This is a genomic window from Arthrobacter flavus (assembly GCF_039526005.1).
GTDB classification, from domain to species: domain Bacteria; phylum Actinomycetota; class Actinomycetes; order Actinomycetales; family Micrococcaceae; genus Arthrobacter_D; species Arthrobacter_D flavus.
In genome coordinates this window covers 99681-119182 of the sequence record NZ_BAAAIJ010000032.1, presented here as the reverse complement: position 1 = coordinate 119182, position 19502 = coordinate 99681, and the positions used below count along the sequence as shown (strand labels likewise).

The 19502-nt window shown below is 64.1% G+C and carries 16 protein-coding genes; 6 read left to right on the top strand and 10 right to left on the bottom strand.

The window, feature by feature from the left end; genetic code table 11:
• Nucleotides 1-14: 14 nt before the first annotated feature.
• Complete coding sequence (locus ABD059_RS08195) at nt 15-1211, bottom strand: resuscitation-promoting factor (RefSeq protein ID WP_343878912.1); 1197 nt, start codon at nt 1209-1211, stop codon at nt 15-17.
• Between the two features lie 252 nt (nt 1212-1463).
• The gene (locus tag ABD059_RS08190; RefSeq protein WP_343878911.1) at nt 1464-2393 is read right to left on the bottom strand and encodes a TatD family hydrolase; all 930 of its coding nucleotides are present in this window, start codon (nt 2391-2393) and stop codon (nt 1464-1466) included.
• 181 nt (nt 2394-2574) lie between these two features.
• On the opposite strand from ABD059_RS08190, the gene ABD059_RS08185 reads away from it, so the two are divergent.
• From ABD059_RS08185 to ABD059_RS08175, 3 genes are read left to right on the top strand one after another with little or no spacing between them, the layout of a single operon-like run.
• Complete coding sequence (locus ABD059_RS08185; protein WP_343878910.1) at nt 2575-3624, top strand: AAA family ATPase; 1050 nt, start codon at nt 2575-2577, stop codon at nt 3622-3624.
• A gap of 8 nt (nt 3625-3632) precedes the next feature.
• On the top strand, nt 3633-5147 hold the full coding sequence (locus ABD059_RS08180) for a DUF58 domain-containing protein (RefSeq protein WP_343878909.1): 1515 nt from the start codon (nt 3633-3635) through the stop codon (nt 5145-5147).
• Nucleotides 5144-7480, top strand: coding sequence for a transglutaminase TgpA family protein (locus ABD059_RS08175; RefSeq protein WP_343878908.1), 2337 nt, complete (start codon nt 5144-5146; stop codon nt 7478-7480). The genes ABD059_RS08180 and ABD059_RS08175 overlap by 4 nt, the downstream gene beginning before the upstream one ends.
• A gap of 35 nt (nt 7481-7515) precedes the next feature.
• Here the strand turns inward: ABD059_RS08175 and ABD059_RS08170 are convergent, their stop codons facing one another.
• Complete coding sequence (locus ABD059_RS08170; RefSeq protein ID WP_343878907.1) at nt 7516-8997, bottom strand: NAD-dependent succinate-semialdehyde dehydrogenase; 1482 nt, start codon at nt 8995-8997, stop codon at nt 7516-7518.
• Nucleotides 8998-9166: 169 nt separating this feature from the next.
• The gene (gene rsmI, locus ABD059_RS08165) at nt 9167-10030 is read right to left on the bottom strand and encodes a 16S rRNA (cytidine(1402)-2'-O)-methyltransferase (RefSeq protein WP_343879200.1); all 864 of its coding nucleotides are present in this window, start codon (nt 10028-10030) and stop codon (nt 9167-9169) included.
• 290 nt (nt 10031-10320) lie between these two features.
• On the opposite strand from rsmI, the gene ABD059_RS08160 reads away from it, so the two are divergent.
• Nucleotides 10321-11841, top strand: a complete 1521-nt coding sequence (locus tag ABD059_RS08160; protein ID WP_343879198.1) for a dolichyl-phosphate-mannose--protein mannosyltransferase — start codon at nt 10321-10323, stop codon at nt 11839-11841.
• A 153-nt stretch (nt 11842-11994) separates the two neighbouring features.
• Here the strand turns inward: ABD059_RS08160 and ABD059_RS08155 are convergent, their stop codons facing one another.
• Nucleotides 11995-13164, bottom strand: coding sequence for a TIGR01906 family membrane protein (locus ABD059_RS08155; RefSeq protein ID WP_343878906.1), 1170 nt, complete (start codon nt 13162-13164; stop codon nt 11995-11997).
• Between the two features lie 126 nt (nt 13165-13290).
• On the bottom strand, nt 13291-14283 hold the full coding sequence (locus tag ABD059_RS08150) for a stage II sporulation protein M (RefSeq protein WP_343878905.1): 993 nt from the start codon (nt 14281-14283) through the stop codon (nt 13291-13293).
• An 80-nt stretch (nt 14284-14363) separates the two neighbouring features.
• Here ABD059_RS08150 and ABD059_RS08145 point away from each other — a divergent pair, with 80 nt between their 5' ends.
• Nucleotides 14364-15167 (top strand): RDD family protein, encoded by an 804-nt coding sequence (locus ABD059_RS08145; RefSeq protein WP_343878904.1) that lies wholly within the window; start codon nt 14364-14366, stop codon nt 15165-15167.
• Nucleotides 15168-15192: 25 nt separating this feature from the next.
• On the opposite strand, the gene ABD059_RS08140 is transcribed toward ABD059_RS08145, so the two are convergent.
• From ABD059_RS08140 to ABD059_RS08125, 4 genes are all read right to left on the bottom strand, one after another.
• Nucleotides 15193-16434 carry a L,D-transpeptidase gene (locus ABD059_RS08140; RefSeq protein WP_343878903.1) on the bottom strand — a complete coding sequence of 414 codons (1242 nt, stop codon included), beginning with the start codon at nt 16432-16434 and terminating at the stop codon, nt 15193-15195.
• 132 nt (nt 16435-16566) lie between these two features.
• A complete protein-coding gene (gene ahcY / locus ABD059_RS08135) occupies nt 16567-18057 on the bottom strand; it encodes an adenosylhomocysteinase (protein ID WP_343878902.1) in 1491 nt (496 codons plus the stop codon).
• Nucleotides 18058-18095: 38 nt separating this feature from the next.
• Complete coding sequence (locus ABD059_RS08130; RefSeq protein ID WP_343878901.1) at nt 18096-18320, bottom strand: hypothetical protein; 225 nt, start codon at nt 18318-18320, stop codon at nt 18096-18098.
• Between the two features lie 86 nt (nt 18321-18406).
• Nucleotides 18407-18796, bottom strand: a complete 390-nt coding sequence (locus ABD059_RS08125) for a DUF3499 domain-containing protein (RefSeq protein WP_343878900.1) — start codon at nt 18794-18796, stop codon at nt 18407-18409.
• 184 nt (nt 18797-18980) lie between these two features.
• Here ABD059_RS08125 and ABD059_RS08120 point away from each other — a divergent pair, with 184 nt between their 5' ends.
• The gene (locus ABD059_RS08120; protein ID WP_343878898.1) at nt 18981-19481 is read left to right on the top strand and encodes a metallopeptidase family protein; all 501 of its coding nucleotides are present in this window, start codon (nt 18981-18983) and stop codon (nt 19479-19481) included.
• The last annotated feature ends 21 nt before the right edge of the window (nt 19482-19502 follow it).

Below are 19502 nucleotides of genomic sequence, written 5' to 3'. Positions count from 1 at the left end.
TAGTACCGAGGCTGCTATCCAAGCCCGAGTTTCGCCGAACACGAAGGCCAATGACCCCAACCACCGTTTTGCTTGAGCACTTCGGCCGTGGCGATCTGGTCCGCTGGCGACGCCAGGTGCGGCAGGGGAGCATACTTGCCGCCACCCGCGCCCAACCAGCTTGGGGCGCTGAACTGCAGTCCACCGTAGTAGCCGTTTCCAGTGTTGATGGACCAGTTACCCCCGGACTCGCACTGGGCCAGTGCCTGCCAGGCTCCGCCTGCTGGCGCGGGGCCGCTTGATCCGGCGGGCTCGGGTTCACTCGCGGGCGCCGGCGCCGCATCGCGCTCCGATTCGGACTCCGGCTCCGGCTCCGGCTCCGGCTCCGGCTCGGGCTCCCGCGTACCGATGGCAATAAGTTCAGTCACGGGTTCGAGGGTGACTTTGTCGCTGAGGAGTTCGCGGTCCTGTTCGCGACCGTCGATCAGCATGGCAGTGTAAATTTTGGTCCGCTCGCCGTCGACCCCGGCCCTGGTAATGCGCTGCTCGCCAAGGTCGAGCGTGTCGTCGTCGACCTTGTCGGTGGTGAAGGTAATGCTCTCGGTGACGGTCTCGCGGTGGTCGCTGTCGACGCGGGTGATTTTCAACCCGAGACCTTCCACCAGAGACGAGGTGACCGGGACGCTGACCCGATCCTCCTCGCCGAGGACAATGTCCGCTTCGTCGAACAGATCCTGAACCGATTTTTCGGTGGACGTGTGGGTTGCCGTCGAGCCATCGACGGTCAGGGTCACGTTTTTGGGGGTCGAGATCTCCAGTTCGGAGCTGAGCGTAGTCAGGCGGGTTTCGAGGTCAGCTGAGATAGCTGAGGAATCGGCCACCCCCAGCTCGTTGACGACGTCCCCTACCGTCGAGCCGGTGGTGTGAACTACTGTGTCCGCGCCGTTGAGTACGACGTCGATCGCCGTCGCCTTGGTGATCTGGATGGCCGAACCATCCTCGACAGTTGCCGTCAGTGAAGGGGTGACCTGGTCGTTTTCGGTGACGACGACGTTGGAGTTGGCTAGCACGTCGCCGACGGTTCCGCCAAAGGTCTGGACGATGCTTGCCTGGCCGTCAATGGTGAGGACTATCGACTTGTTGTTGCCCACAAAGGCGACAAGTCCCAGCACCAGGCACATCATGACTATCCCCTGGCCGGCCGTCTTGATCCAACGATTTCTGCTCGCCACAAAGTCCCTCACGGTCGACTTCATCCGGGCACGGGGGAATCACGGCGGTAAACTGGCACACCGGTGGCCCGGGTACGTTACTGCCGTGAAGGCATGAGCTAGTAGCGGGTGCTTTGGTCGCCCGAACGGCAGCGACCAACCAATCCCGCAGAAGAACTGTATTAGACGGAAAGCCTTCCCCGACCCCGGCTAATAAATGCTCACCGTAACCGAAATGAGATAAGCCGGCAAGTCGGGGCAGGCCCACACTGGTTAGCCGAGGTCCCACTCTCCGTACACTCTCCGGGTGTTATCGGCGATCGACTGGCACAGTGTCGCCAGGTCCGTGTCCAACACATCCGCCATCCCTCTGACCGTGTAGGGCACCAGATAGGGCGCGTTCGGCCGGCCCCGGAACGGATGCGGCGTCAGGAACGGAGCGTCAGTTTCGGTCAACACCAGCGCCGGATCGGCAATCCGCAACGCTTCCCTGAGGTTGTCTGCATTTTTGAAAGTCACCGTCCCGGCGAAGGACATGTACCACCCGGCGTCGTTGCAGATTCTGGCCAGATCGGCACCACCGGAGAAGCAATGGAAGACCACACGGTCCGGCGCACCCTCGCTGCGGAGGGTGGTGACGACGTCGTCGTGGGCGTCCCGGTCATGGATCTGGAGCGTGAGATCCAGCCGTTTGGCAATATCGAGATGCCGTCGGAAAGAGTAGTGCTGGCTGTCGATCCCCGCCGCGGGGGTCCGGTAGTAATCCAGGCCGGTCTCGCCAATGGCCCGCACCCGGGGATGAGCGGCCAGTTCCTCGATCTCCGCGAGCGCTGCCTCGAGGCCTCCACGCTCTGCGAGCAGCGGAGCATCGTTGGGGTGAATCGCTACCGCCCCGAGCAGGCGGGGTTCCTGATCGATGGCCTGCACGGTGAATCGTGATGACTCGAGATCGCACCCCACCTGCACTGCGCCGCACACGCCCACAGCCGCAGCAGCATCAAGAGCTGCTGCGACGCTGACCAACGGAAGACCGCTGCGGAAGTCCAGGTGGGTGTGATTGTCCATCACCGGCACCGGCAGCGGTTCGGGCGCTGGCGGGTAGCTCCGCTTGTCCTCGCGACCGGCAGCAGCCGCAGGGTCGCCGTCGGCGGTTGGACTGGGTGAGACGGGGCGGTAGGCCGGCGGAATTGCGGTAGAAGGCATAGTCCAACCCTAGCCACCAGCACGGTGGCTCCGGAACTTATCTCCACGACACCAAGTTGTCCTAGTAATCTGTAACAAAGCAGTTGCTGCGTACTCCACGGACCGAACAACCGCCGGGGTGACCGACCAGGGCTGGCCGACTCAACTGCACATCGGCGTGCAGTGTTCGCGGAAGGTTCGCATGGACGCCCACAACCAGTACGTCTCACCCTCTAACAGGACCGGGCTGGAAGACTCCCCCACCCCGGGCGATGCCCCAGTGATGACCGCGCAGCGTTTCGACGAAACTGCTGGCCACATCCTGAAATCGATCAACACGGTTATTGACGGCAAGCCCGCCGCGGCGCGGCTCGCGCTCACCGTGTTACTGGCACAGGGGCATCTCTTACTGGAGGACGTGCCGGGGGTGGGCAAGACCATGCTCGCGAAAACACTGGCTCGAACCATCGATTGTTCAGTGAACCGCATCCAGTTCACGCCGGACCTGCTGCCGTCCGATGTCTCTGGAGTGTCGATCTATAACCAGGACACCCACCGGTTCGAATTCCGGCGCGGCCCCGTTTTCGCCAACATCGTGATCGGTGACGAAATCAATCGCGCCTCGGCGAAGACACAGTCGGCCCTCCTGGAATGTATGGAAGAGCACCAGGTCACTGTTGATGGTGGCACTTACCGGCTGGGTGAACCCTTTATGGTGGTGGCGACCCAGAATCCCATCGAGATGGAGGGGACTTACCCGTTGCCTGAGGCGCAACGGGACCGGTTCATGGCCCGTATCTCGATGGGCTACCCGGACCGCAGCGCCGAACTGCAGATGCTTCAGAACCACCAGTCCGCCTCTCCACTGGAAGCAGTCCGACCCGTGGCGAATGTGGCGGACGTAGCCGCGATGATGGAACAGGTGCGCCGCGTCTATGTCTCCCCGGCGGTACGCGATTACACGGTGGCGATCGGCCAGGCGACCCGGGACCATCCTCTGCTGCGGCTCGGCGCCAGCCCGCGCGCACTCCTGCAGTTGCTCCGTGCCGCCAAGGCTGGCGCAGCACTGGAGAGCAGGGATTTTGTGTTGCCCGATGACATCGCAGCCGTCGCTGAACCGGTGTTGTCCCACCGGTTGATCCTGGACCGCAAGGCACTGAGTGCTGGAGAAACCCCCCAGAGCGTGGTGGCGGGCATCCTGTCAAGGGTGCCAGTGGACCGCGCGACGGCGAACTCCTACCTCCGCGCGTAGGCGGCGGGATGCAACTGCTCGCCAAGCTGCCGTCCCGGGTCCTTACGCCGCGTGGTTGGGGGCTGGTGATCGCCGGTGTCACGGCGCTTTTGTTCGCACAGTTCCTCGGCCGCCGGGACCTGCTCTACCTTGGGGTGCTGCTGATCTGCCTCCCGCTGCTGTCGGCCGTGATGCTGCGCCTGATCAAACCGCGGTTCACTGTCGAACGGAACCTCACCCCGCAGACCATGGAGACGGGATTCACCTCGACCGTCACTCTGTCGGTCGCAGCCAGCCGTCCGGTCAGCGGGAGCATGGTGATGCAGGAAATGCTGCCCGCCCGGTTCGGTGAGTCCCCCGAGTTTCACTATCCATCCCGTCATCCAACCCGGGGTGCCAGCATGTACGAGTATCGCCTGCGCTCCTCCGGCCGGGGCGTGTTCGACGTCGGACCGGTCACCGCCGCCTTCACCGATCCCTTCGGGCTCGGCACCTCGCTCCACACCCTGGGTGGCACCGACCGGTTGGTGATCACCCCGGCCCCGGTGGATCTGCCCCATTCACCGTTGACCGGAGCCCGGGGCGCCGAAGGGTTCGCGGCCACCCGACGCAACGCCAATCCCAGCGACGACGACATCATGACCCGCGAGTATCGGCCCGGCGATCCGATGCGCCGGGTCCACTGGGCAGCGACCGCACGACACAATGAGTTGATGGTGCGCCAGGAAGAATCGGTCACTACACCCGAGGCAACCCTCATCCTTGAACAACGCCAGCTCAGATACAGCTCAGGGGTGACCGGCGCATTCGGCGTTGACCGGGAGGAGAACGGCACGGCGCTGCGATCTGCTCCGGGCTTCGAATGGGCGGTCGTTGCTGCGATGTCCATCACCGCGCACCTGCTCGAACGCAACTATGCCCTGCGGTTTGTGGATGAGACCGGCGCACCGGCCCTGCGATCGTCGGTATCCGCTCCATGGCCGGAGGACGAGGAACACGCGGGACAGACGGGCATCCATGACGTGGCGGAGGGGCTGGCCGCTCTGGAGCTCTCTCCTGATCTGTCGAAACGGACCACTGGCCGGCGGCAGTCGCAGCGCATCCCGGCGTCCGCAAAAACAGACGCAGCACCAGCTGCACGACATCAGCCGTTTGGCGACCCGATGATGGACAAGCTCGCCTCCTACAAGAACCGCGGACCCCTGATCGCTATCCTCGGCGCCATCACAGCAGCCGAGGCCCGGGACCTGGCCGCTGCCGCCGAGTACGGGTCCACCTCTTTTGCAATTCTGGTCGCTGACCGGCCCCAGGACCTGCATCCGGTAATGGAGATCCTCCGTGCTGCAGGCTGGCACGCAGTGGCCGTTTCTCCCTCCGCCGATCTGGCAGCAGCCTGGACCTACTTTGACTCTCCGGTCGGTGCCAGCGCATCAACAGCAAAAACCACTGTTGGGGCTACCACTGTTGGAGCTGACTCTGTTGGAGCTGACACTGTGAGGGGCGCGGTCCGCTCCACTACCGCGTCGTCTGGAGGCCAACCATGACCTCCACCTTGCCCCGCACCGCACCCGCGCCGCAGGGGTCGGCGCCACACACCGGGCGACGGTTTCGGACCGACCAGAGGCATTGGGTCTCATCGGCAGCAGTATTTGTCGCCGTCATGTTGACCTCCCTGAACCTGAATTCAGTGGTCCTGGGATGGACCTGGCTGAACCCGGTCGCATTCACCGTCGGGGGTGTGCTGCTGGTCATGAGTGTTGCCAGGAGCGTCCGTCTACCGGGTGCGTTGGTTCCGGTGGCCGGAATCCTGGCCCTCGTAGGATCCCTCGTCTGGCAGTTCTTCCCCACCAACAACGTCTTCGGGATCTTCCCCGGCGAAGGGGCGGCCGGCCGATTGGCGGTGCTGTTGAGCCATGCCGAAAACACGGTGGTGTCACAGGTGGCGCCGGTACTGCCCGGAACCGGCATCTTCATGGTCATCTGCGCGGGCTTGGGTTTGATCGCCATTCTCACCGATACACTGGCCACCACCCTCAGAATGCCCGCCATCAGCGGTCTGGCCTTGCTCGCCGTTCTGGTGATCCCCGCCGCCGTGCGGCAACAGAGTGTCGGTGTCCCCGGGTTCGTGGCAGCGGTGGTGGGTTTCCTTTTGATCCTTGGCTGCGTCCAATGGCGGGACAGCCAGCAGGCGAAAGGTCCGTCCCATGATGCCTCGGGCGGCCGGCTGGTCCGCGGGTTGTCGATCGGGGCCGCGGCGCTGGCCGTCACGGTGCTGGTCCCCTTGGCGATCCCGGGATTCAATGTGGGGGCGTTCCCCCAGGGCGCCAAAGTCAACCTGTGGGGCACCGCCACCGGCCTGAATCCGGTCGTGACCCTGGGAAATGACCTTCGGAATCCCACCGGGTACGGCCGAATTACCTATGCCACCGACTCGCCGGACCCGCTTTACCTCCGTGCCGTCACCCTTGAGGACTTCGACGGACAGCGGTGGGAACCAGACCAGCGGTACAGCCTCAGGGAGCCCGGGGTAGAGGACATGGGAACTGACGAGGTGAGAGCCGCCATCGACACCGGAGTAGTCAGCACCACCCGGATCACCACGGATTCGTTCACCAGTCCCTGGCTCCTCGCACCCTATGCTCCGGTGGGGGTTTCCAATCTTTCGGGCCGGTGGTCCTGGGACCCGCAAAACCTCAGCGTGATTGCCACCGACAACGGGTCCACCGCCCAACAACGGTACGACGTCCGCAGCGCTGAGCCGGTACTTTCCCGCGAGGTGCTCGAAGATATTAGCCCGGTCCCCGAGGGAGCCGTCGACTCCCAGTTCCTGGCCCTGCCGGACACCACGCCCGGGATCATCAGGGCGACTGCCGCTGAGCTGACCGAAGACATCGCCAACCCCTATCAGCAGGCTCTGGCTATCCAGAACTACCTGCGGGGGCCGGAGTTCACCTATTCCGTCGATGCACCTGTCGAGGGCGGGTATGACGGGAACAGCCTCGACGTCGTCGCCCGCTTCCTCGAATCCCGGTCAGGATACTGCGTCCATTACGCGGGCTCTATGGCGGTGATGGCCCGGCTGGCAGGTATTCCCAGCAGAGTGGCCGTCGGGTATGCGCCCGGCGACGCCACCGGACAATCGGTGCAGGGCCCTGACGGGCTTGAGTTGACCGAATTCACTGTGACCTCCCTGGATGCCCATGCCTGGCCGGAACTCTACTTCGACGGCATCGGTTGGGTAAAATTCGAGCCCACCCCGTCCCGCGGCGTGGTGCCCGACTATGCACAGACGGCCTTCGCCCCCGGTTCGCCGGTGCCGAACACCGATGATCTGACCCCCGGCGGCAATCCGCCGCTCGAACCGGGAACGCCAGCAGATCCCACGGTGGACGCAGACGATCAGTCGGCGGGAGAAGCTGTTCCTGACCGGGCAAGGCAGACTTCGGCTCTGATCACGGGGGCGCTGGTCGTCGCTGTTCTCCTGACCATCGTTCCGTTCCTGTTGCGCACCCTGCGCAGCCGGAACCGACGTCGCAGGTTCACCGCGGCCAGTGGATCCCGAGGTGCAGCAACCCTGGCCTGGGCCGAAGCCACCGACCTTGCGGCGGACTACGGCCTTCCGTCGCTGCCCACCGACACCCCTCGAACCTTCACTGCCCGGCTGGCGGCCAGTACCAGGATTGATGATGCTGCGGCGGCCGCACTGGCTCGGCTCAGCCGCGCCTACGAGGCTGAGGAGTACGCCCACCCGGAGCTCCTCGTTCATGCCGGGTGGGAGGACCTCGAGTCCTTCGACCGATCCCTCCGGGAAGGCAGTAGCCGGGCCGTGAGGTTCAGGGCCCGGTGGCTGCCCAGGTCCCTCTCCCGCGCGTCCTGACCATCGCCTCAGCGAGTTGTCAGGACGCGCTGGGGTCAGGACGCGCTGGGGTCAGCGATGCCGACGTATTGGGTGTAGAGGTATTCTTCGATTCCCTCGGAACCACCCTCACGGCCCAGCCCGGACTGCTTCACGCCCCCGAATGGCGCCGCAGCGTTGGACACCACACCAGCGTTCAGGCCAAGCATCCCGACGTCGAGCCGTTCACCAATGCGCAGGCCACGGTTCAGGTCGCGGGTGAACACATAGGCGACCAATCCGTACTCGGTGTCGTTGGCTAGCCGGACTGCCTCATCTTCCGAGGCAAAGGTGATGACGGGCGCGACGGGACCAAAGATCTCTTCCTGCAGGATCCGCGATCCCGGAGCCACATCGGTCAGGACGGTCGCCTGGTAGAAGTACCCCGGGCCCTCCACCGGCGCACCACCGACGAGGCAGGTGGCTCCGTCGTTTAGCGCTGAAGTGACCAGCTCGTGCACCTTGGAGCGGCTCTTCTCATCGATGAGGGGGCCGAGTGTCGAGGTTTCCTCGGTGCCGCGAATCGTTTCGAGCGTCTTCATCTTCGCCGCGAACTTCTCGGCGAACTCAGCTGCCACAGATTCGTGGACGATAAACCGGTTGGCTGCAGTGCAGGCTTCCCCCATGTTGCGAAGCTTCGCGAGCATCGCACCCGACACTGCGGCGTCGACGTCGGCGTCCTCGAAGACCACGAAGGGGGCGTTGCCCCCGAGCTCCATCGACGTGCGCAGCACGTTCTTGGCCGCAGCGGCCAGCAGGTTGCGGCCCACCGGCGTCGACCCGGTGAAGGAGAGCTTGCGCAGGCGGCTGTCGTCGATCAGTGGCCCGGTGACGCCCTTGGCGTCGGAGGTGTGGACAACGTTGAGCACGCCCTTGGGCAGGCCGGCCTCTTCGAGGACGGCTGCAAACAACGACGACGTCAGCGGCGTCAGGTTGGCGGGCTTGAGTACCATCGTGCACCCGGCCGCGATGGCTGGCGCGATTTTGCGGGTAGCCATCGCCAGCGGAAAGTTCCACGGCGTAATCAGGAGGCACGGACCGACAGGCTTCTTATTGACCAGGATCCGGGTCTTACCGTCGGGTGAGGTGGAGTAACGGCCCGTGGCGCGCACCGCTTCCTCAGAGAACCAGCGCAGGAACTCTGCGCCGTAGGTCACTTCGCCGCGCGCCTCCGCGAGAGGCTTCCCCATTTCCATGGTCATCAGGAGTGCGAAGTCCTCCGCTCGGGCGGTCACCAGGTCAAAGGCACGTCGAAGAATTTCACCCCGTTCACGGGGAGCGGTACGAGCCCAGCTCTCCTGCGCGGCGGCGGCGGCGTCCAAGGCCGCCATGCCATCGGCGGGGCTGGCGTCGGCGATGGTTTTGAGGATCTTCCCGGTGGCGGGATCCTCGATGTCGAAGGTTTTCCCGGTCGAGGCGTCCCGCCAGCTACCGTCAATCAGCAGGCCGGTGGGAACCTGGGCCAAAAGTTCCTGCTCACGCTGGGTGGTAACTGCCATAGTCGGTGCCTCCAAGAGGGTCTGCGGGGTGGGAATCGCGAGAGATCGGCACGTTGGCCGTCCAGCACCACGCTAGACCCGGAATTGGAGGCCTGTCCATGCCAGCCTGCACGGTGACCTCAGGCCTGCGCTGTCCAGATGCACAACGATATCCGGGTACGTGCGGCGATCAGCGGGCCGCGATCACTGCCGCGTAAAGCTCCCGCTTACTGATCCGCGATTCCTCGGCGACCGCGGCCACGGCATCCTTCAACCGGATCCCCTCATCCACCAGAGCGGCCACTGCGGCCACCCGGTCGGCCGGGTTGGCGGGTGCGGCCGGCGGCGCGCCACCAACGACGACGGCGATCTCCCCCCGCACCTCGGTGGTTTCCGCCCAGTCCAGCAGCTCAGCAAGTGGGCCCCTGAGCACCTGCTCGTAGCGTTTGGTGAGCTCCCGTGCCACCGCCGCCGGGCGGTCGGCTCCCAGGACCTGGTGCAGCGACCTCAACATCACCTCAAGGCGGTGGGGTGCCTCGAAAAACACCATGGTCCGCCGTTCGTCAGCAAGCTCAGCCAGGCGCGAGTTCCGTTCCCCTGTCTTGCGCGGCAGGAATCCCTCGAAGCAGAAGCGGTCCGTGGGGAGACCTGACAGGGCCAACGCGGTCAGCACTGCTGACGGGCCCGGCGCCATGGTGACCTCGACGCCGTCGGCAATCGCCGCTTCCACCAGCCGGTACCCGGGATCGGAAACTGACGGCATCCCGGCGTCGGTGACCATGAGCAGGGTCTTTCCGCCCGCCACCTGTTCCAACAGTTCGGCCGTCCGGGTCACCTCGTTGTGCTCGTGATAGCTAACGATCCTCCCGTGCACCCTGATCTCAAGTGCCCTCAGAAGCCGTTGCAGCCGTCTGGTGTCCTCGGCGGCGACAATATCAGCAGTTTGCAGCAGTGAGACCAGGCGTGCTGACGCGTCATTCGCGTTCCCGATCGGGGTTGCAGCAAGGACAATCCGGCCGCCGTCGGGGGCGGCTTGAGCGGCGAAGTCTGCCACTGTCTCGAAATCTTCGGCTGCGTCCTCGTCAGTGGAGACCACGTCGGGCTCCAGGGGCGAAGCATCGCTATCGTCGTGGGTATTGCCAGTCGTATTCACCGTTCCAGCGTAGACCCGCAGCGCCACAGCCGCTGGACCACCCTGGCGGTAGCATAAGCAGGGTGAGCCATACCGCCGTTTCCCCGCCGCCTGCTGCCGGGGGTCCGCCGGCTCACGGCTGGGTTCACTCCCCACGCACCGCCTATGACGCGGTGGTGCTGCGGCGCCGGCTGCTCGGCGAGCGCCTCCCGATGGGAATCCTTGGTTGGCTCCTGCCGCTGATCGTCATGGTGATCGGTGGGTTGCTGCGGTTCGTCAGACTGGGCGAACCTGAGACCCTGGTCTTCGACGAAACGTACTACGTCAAGGACGCCTACTCCTATCTGTTGTCCGGGTACGAGCGGGAATGGCCCGAAGACCCCGACGCCGACTTCAATAGCGGCAACACCGGGATCATTCTGGGTACCCCCGACTATGTGGTGCATCCACCGGTGGGCAAGTGGATGATCGCCATGGGGATGCTCATCTTCGGTAGTGATAACCCGTTCGGGTGGCGTTTCTCCGCGGCCGTGGTGGGCACGCTGTCAATACTTTTCATCGCTCTCATCGCTCAGCGGCTTTTCGGTTCCCCGATCCTCGGTGCAGTTGCCGGGCTGCTCACCGCTGTCGACGGACACCACCTGGTGCATTCCCGCACCTCACTGCTGGATGTGTTCCTGATGTTCTGGCTGGTGGTCGCATTTGGCGCGCTGCTGCTGGATCGGGACCACTCACGCCGAAAACTAGCGGCGAAGCTGTCGATGCTGGCGGCCGCGGCCCCGGGAGGTGCCCGACCGACGGCCGCCGATTTGCTGTACGGTCCGTGGCTCGGGTTGCGGCCCTGGCGGATCGTGGCGGGCCTCAGCCTTGGCCTGGCCCTGGGCACCAAGTGGTCGGCACTTCCGTATATCGCGGTGTTCGGGCTGATGACCGTACTCTGGGACATGAACGCCCGCAGGGTGGTCGGGGTGCAGCGGTGGATCACCGGTGCTGTCCTCCGGGACGGGCTTCAGGCCTTCGCCTCACTCGTCCCGCTCGCTGGCTTGACCTACCTGGCCACGTGGACCGGGTGGTTCCTGTCCTCCGACGCGTACAACCGCCAGTGGGCAGCAGACCATCCAGCCCCAGCGTGGGAGTGGCTCCCGGCGTCGATCCGGTCGCTCGCCGACTACCACCGGGCCGCGTATACCTTCCATGAAGGTCTCGGCTCCGAGCACCCGTACGAGTCGACTCCCTGGTCCTGGTTGGTGATGGGCCGACCGGTGTCCTTCTACTACAAGGGTGATTTGGGCGCTGACCAGGGGTGCGCAGTCGAAGCCTGCTCCCGTGCGATCACGTCAGTGGGCAACCCGCTGATCTGGTGGTCCGCGGCAATCGCCCTCATCGTGATGATCTTCTTCTGGGTGGGACGGCGGGACTGGCGCGCCGGCGCTATCCTCGCCGGTGTCGCGGCAGGGTATCTGCCGTGGTTCCTCTACCCGGAACGGACCACCTTCTTCTTCTACGCCATCGCCTTTCAGCCCTTCCTCATCCTGGCGCTGGTCTACTGCCTGGGTCTGATCCTCGGCCGATCCTGGGCCCCTCCCGCGCGACGCCGGACGGGCCTGATGCTGGTCGGTGGGTTCGTGGTGGCGGCCGTGCTGCTCTCCGCTTTCTTCCTGCCGATCTGGACGGCCGAGGTCATCCCCTACGACCAGTGGCGGCTTCGCATGTGGATGCCCAGCTGGATCTGAACCTCCCCAAGGGGCTGATGGCAGGTGGTGTTCGTCCCGCGCCGTTCCGGCAGCGAACCGGACCCCCTCCACCACATCCGCTGAAGGGTTAGCTCTGGCGACCTGGCGGATCACCAGCCCACCACAGCTCGCTCCTCAGCGGTGGCTGGCTCGCTAGAGCGCCAACGAATCCAGGCGACGCTGCTGGGCGGCTTCACCTGCGAGCCGCGACCTGTCGCGCCGGCCCTTAGTGGGCCAGGTGAGCACGAGGGTGACCACCGTGACGATGAGGACGAGCGCCGCAACAGTGATTGCTGCGTCCATCCAGAACTGTGCCGGGAAGAGCCGGATCAGGGTGTCATCCGCCCTGAAGGTCCAGGTACCGTCGGCGAAGAACAGGGCGTGGACCTGGGTGAAGAAGGTCTGCCAGCCGAGGACGGCGGTCACGGTCAGTGCGATCATCAGGATCAGTGTTGCGAGGGCTCCGGAGAACAGGCCCCTGCGGACACCGCCGGGATACGTGCGTGCCAGGTACCAGCAGGCGGCGATGGTGAAGACGAGCATGGCGAGCGCGACGGCGAAGCTGATCACCAGGACCACCTTGACGTCGAGCATGTGCCCCACCTCGCTGTCCAGGAAAAGCTGGTCGCCGTCGGAGTTGACGAGCTCTCCGAGGTAGCGCGGCGATGCCCAGTTGAGGATGTAGTCGACGGTGTACGAGCCATAGGTCATTCGGTCGTCGGTGCTGAAGCCGAAGCTGTCGGCCGGGAAGCCCGGCCGGTGGTACTCCACCCAGAGGAAGAGGGGCGAGGTGACCGCCCGGATCGCCGCAGCGAGGAGCATAATCGGGAAGAACACGGCGATCATGACTTGGAAGACCCGCGCCATGACGGGCTTTCCGGTGAACGCTTCATCCCGTTCGGCGGCCCGCCGTTTCACTTCTTCCTCAGCCGGACGAGCCGACAGGGCCGCAGTGTCAGGGGCAGGATCGTTGGCAGGATCCTTGGCAGGATCGGTCGGCGCCGGATCAGTGGCGGGGCCGTCAGCGGCGGGGCTACTGGGCTCGGCCCTGGCACCGGCAGAATCACCGGCAGGCTCCGGGTCGGCCTGTTCGGCAGTTGCTGCCGCCGAAGGGGCTGTCCCGCCTGCCTCCGAGTCCTGCTGCGAGTCGTCGAAGCGGCTGAGATCCGGCATCGTGCTCGCCCTGCGCATCGGTAGCGAACTCCGTTGCGCGATGGTCGATTCACCAGCCGGTTCGACCGGGATGGCTGTCGTTGCCGCGCCGGATTCCCCGGCTTGCACATCAGCTCCAGTTTGCTGCTTGGTTTCGTCGTTTTCAGCCACTGGGTTTTCTCCTAGGAATTGCGCAAGTACTTACGAACGAGCGTACCGCCGCCCCTGCCGGATCCGGTGGAGGCCGGTCCGACGTCGGGCAGCTGACCTCGCCTGGGACCCACAAACAACATCACATCAGGCAGTGCGAGCAGTTTCGCCCCGGTCCAGACTCGAAAGATCCCCGGTGTGCCCGGCGTTTACCGCACGGCGGCCCAGCAGCAGCGTATAGGCCCAATAGCTGGCGAACACCAGGAACCCAATGCTGATCCTCAACCAGGCGGGGAGCGGGCTGGGCGTAACGAACCCTTCCACCAGCCCGGAGATGAAAAGAACGAGCACCAGGCCAAGTGCGACGGTGATGAGCGATCGGCCTTCCTCGGCGAGCGCGTTGGCCCTGGTCCTGGACCCCGGCGACACCCAGGCCCAGAAGATGCGCAGCCCCGCCGCGGCTGCGATGAAAATTGCTGTCAGTTCCATGAAGCCGTGGGGCAGGATGTAGATGAAAAACGTGTCCAATTCACCGTAGGCAGCCATGGTGCCACCAGCCATGCCGATGCCCTGGGCGTTCTGATACAGGATCCACGGCGCCCAGATGCCAGTCACCCCGAAGGCCACCGCCTGCAACGCAATCCAGGCGTTGTTGGTCCACACGAGGCCCGCGAAGGATGCCGCGGGGTTCTCGAAGTAGTAGTTGACGAAATCTTCCTGGACGTACTGCTCAGCGAATTCGTCGCCGCCCATCGCTGCAATGACCCCCGGGGTGTTGGCTACCCAGGCACCGTAGAGCCAGGCCACCCCGATGAAGAGCACGCCGACGACCACGGTCAGCCATCGCACACGGTAGAAGGCCGCGGGCAGGGACACGACGAAGAACCCTGCTACGTCCTCCATGAAGTTGGAGCGGGCGCCGGTGAATCGGGTCCGTGCGCGGGATAGCCGCATGGACAGGGCACCCGACAGGGCACTCTCGGGAGCAATTGACCTGATCATCGACAGGTGGGTCGAGGTGCGTTGGTAGAGCACCAACAGTTCGTCGGCCTCGGCCCCCGATAACTTCCGCCGACGGACCAGCTCATCAAGCCGCTCCCAGTCCGGGCGGTTCACCTCAACGAAAGCATCAACGTCCACCCTTTCAGCTTAGCCGGGTCGCGGCCGATAAGCTTCAGGATGAAGGTCCCACCGGGGCCGGTCGATCAGAGGGATGTGCAATGAGCTCGGTTGTGACAGGTGAGGCAGTAGTCCTGGAGCTGCGGCCCGCGTCCTTCGGCGCACGCAGCATCAGCCTGCTCATTGACATCGTCGCCCAGGCCCTTCTGGCCCTGGCGATCATTCTGGGGGTCAGCGGTACCTTGGGGGGTTCGCTGGACCCGGCGTTGAGCCAGGCGCTGGTCCTGGTCCTGGTCGTCTTCGTGGTGCTCGTGGTCCCGGTGACCATCGAGACCCTGACCAGAGGCAAATCGTTGGGCCGGCTGGTCATGGGGTTGAGAATCGTGCGTGACGACGGCGGTGCCATCCGATTCCGGCACGCCTTCATTCGCGGAATGCTCGCTGTCCTCGAAATCTACCTGCTGGTGGGTTCCCTGGCCTTCCTGGTAGCGGTGTTCAATGAGCGATCGAAGCGGCTGGGTGACCTGCTGGCGGGCACCTACTCCATGCATGAGCGGGTGGTGGAGAAACCCCGTACCAGGGCTGTGACTCCCCCGCACCTCACTGGTTGGCTTGCCACCGCGGATCTTCTGCAGCTTCCGGATCCCCTGGCGCGGCGGGTAGCGGCGTTCATCGGCCAGGCGCCCCGTCTAACCCTGATGGCCCGTCAGTCGCTGGCAACTGAGCTGGCAACTGAGGTGTCCGTGTACGTCGCTCCGCTGCCCCCCGCAGGCACCCACCCGGAAGACTTCCTCAACGCGGTCCTCGCCGAACGGCGGGAGCGGGACTTCGGAAGGCTGAGCCGTCAGCGTGCACGGACCGCCAAGGCTGCCGAGCGGCTACACCGGCTGCCGTTCAACCAGTAATCCGCCGTGGACGGGACGCCGACGGTTACGGCTGGCTGCTGTATTCACTCCAGGGCGTGTTCCAGTCCCCGAAGCCGTCCCAGATAAACATGGGACCGTAGCCGGTGTTCTTGACCTGAACGACGTCGCCAGGTCCGAAGGTGTCGTAAAAGTATTTGGCCCCTTCAGGCGACATTCCGATGCACCCGTGGGAGACATTGATGTTGCCCAACGCGACCTGGGCGGCGGGCAACGCTTCGTGCACGAAAGCGCCGCCGTTGGAAATCCGGCTTGCGTGGTTCACCACAGTGGGCTCATAGTAGGCCTCGTCCCCGGGCTCCAGCCCAATTGACTCAGCGGTGAACTTGGTGGATTCATACTGCTCCATCACCACGTGGTAACCGATCGTCGACGGCCAGTCCTCGGTTCCGAGAGTGATGGGAAAGCTTCGGGTCAGGGCCCCATCAATATAGACGTCCATCGTCTTGGTCTCATTGTCGACCACCGCCAGCTTGGTGTTGTGGGTATTGATGGTCATCTGGCGATCAAAGTTACCGATCATGCCGTTGCCGTAGTCCACCCCGAACAGGTTCATGTCAACGGTGATGGTGCTGTTGGGTGCCCAGAACTCTTCGGCCCGGTATCGCACTGTGGTGTCGCTGAGCCAATGGAAGGCACCGGCCTGGCCGCTGGAGCTCGTGATGGTAATCGCTGACTCCACGTCGTCACGGTTGATGACCGGCTCGCTGAAGTTGATCTCGATTGGCTGGCCCGTTCCCACAGTGGTGCCGTCCACCGGATAGATACCCGCATCGGCTTCGTTGGCGGGCATCACGGTGGTAAAGCTCTGCGATTCGGTGGCGGTATTGCCTGCGGTGTCGGCCAGCACAAAGTCGAAGTCATAGGTGGTGGCGAACTCGAGCCGCTCGCTGGCCGTCCACAGCGAATCACCGGCGCTGAGGGTGCCTTCAATGGGCTGGCCGCCGTCAGCTGGGCGGAGCGTCACACTTTCGATGACCGCGTCCTCGACCCGGATTTCAGGCACAGCAATCGGATTGACCTGTTCGGCGTTATCGGCGGGAGTCGCCCCGAACTCAAATTCTGTCGCCACCGTGGGCGTTGGGGACGGCGTTGCTTCGGGCTCGGTAGCGGCCGGCGATGAAGATGCCGCCGGCGTGTTCTCGGTTCCCGCCCAGTTGGGGGCAACTGCTACCGCGGCACCGGCCGCGATCAGAACAGCTGTCACCGCCACCCCACCGATGACCCACCCTTTTCGGCTCTTGCTCATACCCTGCTGACCTTCGGTCATCGTCCTACCCACAATTCTGCTGAGAAAAAATGGCCACCCCACTACCGATTTTACGGTGTGGGGCAGCCATTTTTGACCAAGCCCTAGATCACAGCCACATCAGGCCTGCTGCTAGTAACGGTAGTGATCCGACTTGTAGGGACCCGATGCCTCGACATCCAGGTATTCGGCCTGGCTTTTGGTGAGCTCGGTGAGCTCAACGCCGATCGCGTCGAGGTGCAGCCGGGCCACCTTCTCATCAAGAATCTTGGGCAGGACGTACACCTGGTTGGCGTACTCGCGGTTTCCCTCGAGGTCGTTTTGATTCCATTTGGTGAACAGCTCAATCTGGGCGATGGTCTGGTTGGCAAACGAGTTGCTCATCACGAAGGATGGGTGCCCGGTGGCGTTGCCCAGATTCAGCAGCCTGCCCTCGGACAGCATGATGATGGTGTGTTCGGCCAAGCCGTTCGCCTCATCGGCGGGGAACACCCATTCGTGCACCTGGGGCTTGATTTCGACCTTGCGGATGCCGGGGGTTTTCGCCAGACCGGCAATGTCGATCTCGTTGTCGAAGTGGCCAATGTTCCCGACGATGGCCTGATGCTTCATACCTGCCATGTGGTGCGCCATGATGACGTCCTTGTTGCCGGTGGTCGTGATGAAGATGTCACCCTGCGCCAGCACCGTCTCAAGGCGTGCCACCTGGTATCCGTCCATCGCGGCCTGCAGCGCGCAGATCGGGTCGATTTCGGTAACGATGACTCGTCCACCCTGGCCACGGAGTGCCTCAGCGGCACCCTTTCCAACGTCTCCGTACCCACACACAACCACGACTTTTCCTCCGATGAGGACGTCGGTCGCACGGTTGAGACCGTCGGGCAGGGAATGCCGAATGCCGTACTTGTTGTCGAACTTGGATTTCGTGACGGAGTCGTTGACGTTGATGGCAGGGAACAGCAGCTTGTCCTGCTGTGCCAGCTGGTAAAGCCGCATGACGCCAGTGGTGGTCTCTTCCGTCACGCCCTTGATGTCTGCCGCGATCCGGGTCCACTTCTGCGGATCCTCGGCGAGGGTGCCGCGGAGGACGTCCAGGACGACCGAGAATTCGTGGGAGTAGTCAATGTCATCCTCGGACGGTCCAGCGGGGACCTCGCCAACTGCCTCAAATTCAACACCCTTGTGCACCAGCAGTGTGGCGTCGCCGCCGTCGTCGAGGATCATGTTGGGGCCGTGCTCGCCCGGCCAGCTCAGGATCTGGGTGGTGGTCCACCAGTATTCCTCGAGGGTCTCGTTTTTCCAGGCGAAGACCGGCACACCGGCGGGCTGGTCTGCTGTGCCCGAGCCAACGACTATCGCGGCAGCCGCTTCATCCTGGGTGGAGAAAATGTTGCAGGAGGCCCACCGGACCTCGGCGCCGAGCGCGGTAAGGGTTTCGATGAGCACTGCGGTCTGGACCGTCATGTGCAGGGAGCCCGCGATGCGTGCGCCTTTGAGGGGCTGGCTGTCGCCGAATTCACGACGCAAGGCCATGAGTCCCGGCATTTCGTGCTCGGCGAGGCGGATCTGGTGTCGCCCCGCTTCGGCGAGTGAGAGATCGGCAACTTTGAAGTCAAAGGTCATGGTGTGGCGCATTCCTGTTCGTTGGTGCTTCACTGGGACTAATTTGCGACCGGTCCATCGTGCTGGTCGGAGCCGGCCTCGGTGGCTGCTACTAGTAGTTCGGGACGGAGGAGCACAGGGATGCCTTCGTCGATGCTGTAGTGCACCGGATTTCCTGTGCTGTCGGTCACTGAGGAAACCAGGAAATCCCCCTTGTCGACCAGCGTGGAGCCTGTGACGGGGCAGCGGACCACAGCAAGCAGATCAGGCGATATGGGGCTCATGATCCAAGCTTATCGCGGGGGCGGGCGGCGGCAGAACCGTGATTCGCCCGGCACGTAACCGGCCAGCCTACTCTGGGCGGAGGATCCTACTGTTCGCGGAGGATGCGCAGGTGCCCGCGTCGCGCGCCGCCAGCGCCAGCACCAGCGGGTGGTTCAAGGGTTCCCTTGCTGCCCCGGACCCCCGGGCCAGTGTCCTGGTTACGGTCGGTGGCAGCTTCACGAACGGCATTGACGAGGGCCACGAGATCGTCCGGGTGTGGTTCCTGCGGAGTCGTTGGCAGGGCAAGTCTGACTACTTCCCAGCCACGCGGAACAGTCAGTCGTTCGGCATGGGAGGTGCATAGATCATAACAATGGGGTTCAGCGTAGGTGGCCAGTGGACCAAGTACCGCGGTGGAATCGGAGTACACGAAGGTGAGCGTCGCGACGGCAGCGCGCTCGCAGGCGGAGCGTGAACAGGTTCGAAGGGATCCCACGACAAGTCAGCCTACCCGCTCTGCCCCTCGAGGGCGGGGATCATGGTGGAGGTCAGCGCGGCGTTGATTCGCCTCATCGGACCCGCGGTGTCCCATTCCGGTCTTATTTTGTCACCACACGTTTTTGCTGGCCCAATGGCCTGCAAAACCTTGCATTGAGGCCCAATGGGTTTACAGTCAGTACATGCGGGACAGTTCAACATTCTCTGTGCAGTTGACCGACCCGGACGACGCCGACGGGTCCACCCTTCGCGGCCCGAGTTTCAGTCGCCGCCGGAGAAACAGGCACGGCCGGGGCCTTCGCGGGCCGATGATCCCACCACCCCTTCCCGGGTCGCGTAGCCGCTCTGAACGGTTCGACGAGTGGGTGATGGAATCGGCCCAGCGGTTGGAACGCCTCTGGGGGGATCGCATTCTCGATCTGCAAATGGTGGTCCAGGACATTCCGGCGAATCTCGAAACCATGACCGCACAATCGCTGCGCGGTCTGCTCGGCACAGCCATACCCGCCGCGCCAAACCGGCCGCCGACGATCATCATCTACCGGCACCCGGTTGAGCTGGCCGCAGGGGGTTTCATCGCACCCAACGAGCTGGTCCACGACGTCGTAGTAGAGCAAACCGCCGAGTTACTGGGGATGGCGCCCGAAGCCGTGGATCCAGCCTACGGGCGCTCCCGCTCCTGATCTTGGGCTGCCGGATCCTGC

Excerpts from the sequence above, each read along its gene's own strand:
- ABD059_RS08190 (WP_343878911.1), bottom strand. The coding sequence starts at position 2,393 with ATGCCTTCTACCGCAATTCCGCCGGCCTACCGCCCCGTCTCACCCAGT.
- ABD059_RS08185 (WP_343878910.1), top strand. The coding sequence starts at position 2,575 with ATGGACGCCCACAACCAGTACGTCTCACCCTCTAACAGGACCGGGCTG.
- ABD059_RS08180 (WP_343878909.1), top strand. The coding sequence starts at position 3,633 with ATGCAACTGCTCGCCAAGCTGCCGTCCCGGGTCCTTACGCCGCGTGGT.
- ABD059_RS08175 (WP_343878908.1), top strand. The coding sequence starts at position 5,144 with ATGACCTCCACCTTGCCCCGCACCGCACCCGCGCCGCAGGGGTCGGCG.
- ABD059_RS08170 (WP_343878907.1), bottom strand. The coding sequence starts at position 8,997 with ATGGCAGTTACCACCCAGCGTGAGCAGGAACTTTTGGCCCAGGTTCCC.
- ABD059_RS08160 (WP_343879198.1), top strand. The coding sequence starts at position 10,321 with ATGGGAATCCTTGGTTGGCTCCTGCCGCTGATCGTCATGGTGATCGGT.
- ABD059_RS08145 (WP_343878904.1), top strand. The coding sequence starts at position 14,364 with ATGAGCTCGGTTGTGACAGGTGAGGCAGTAGTCCTGGAGCTGCGGCCC.
- ABD059_RS08140 (WP_343878903.1), bottom strand. The coding sequence starts at position 16,434 with ATGAGCAAGAGCCGAAAAGGGTGGGTCATCGGTGGGGTGGCGGTGACA.
- ahcY (WP_343878902.1), bottom strand. The coding sequence starts at position 18,057 with ATGACCTTTGACTTCAAAGTTGCCGATCTCTCACTCGCCGAAGCGGGG.
- ABD059_RS08130 (WP_343878901.1), bottom strand. The coding sequence starts at position 18,320 with ATGAGCCCCATATCGCCTGATCTGCTTGCTGTGGTCCGCTGCCCCGTC.
- ABD059_RS08120 (WP_343878898.1), top strand. The coding sequence starts at position 18,981 with ATGCGGGACAGTTCAACATTCTCTGTGCAGTTGACCGACCCGGACGAC.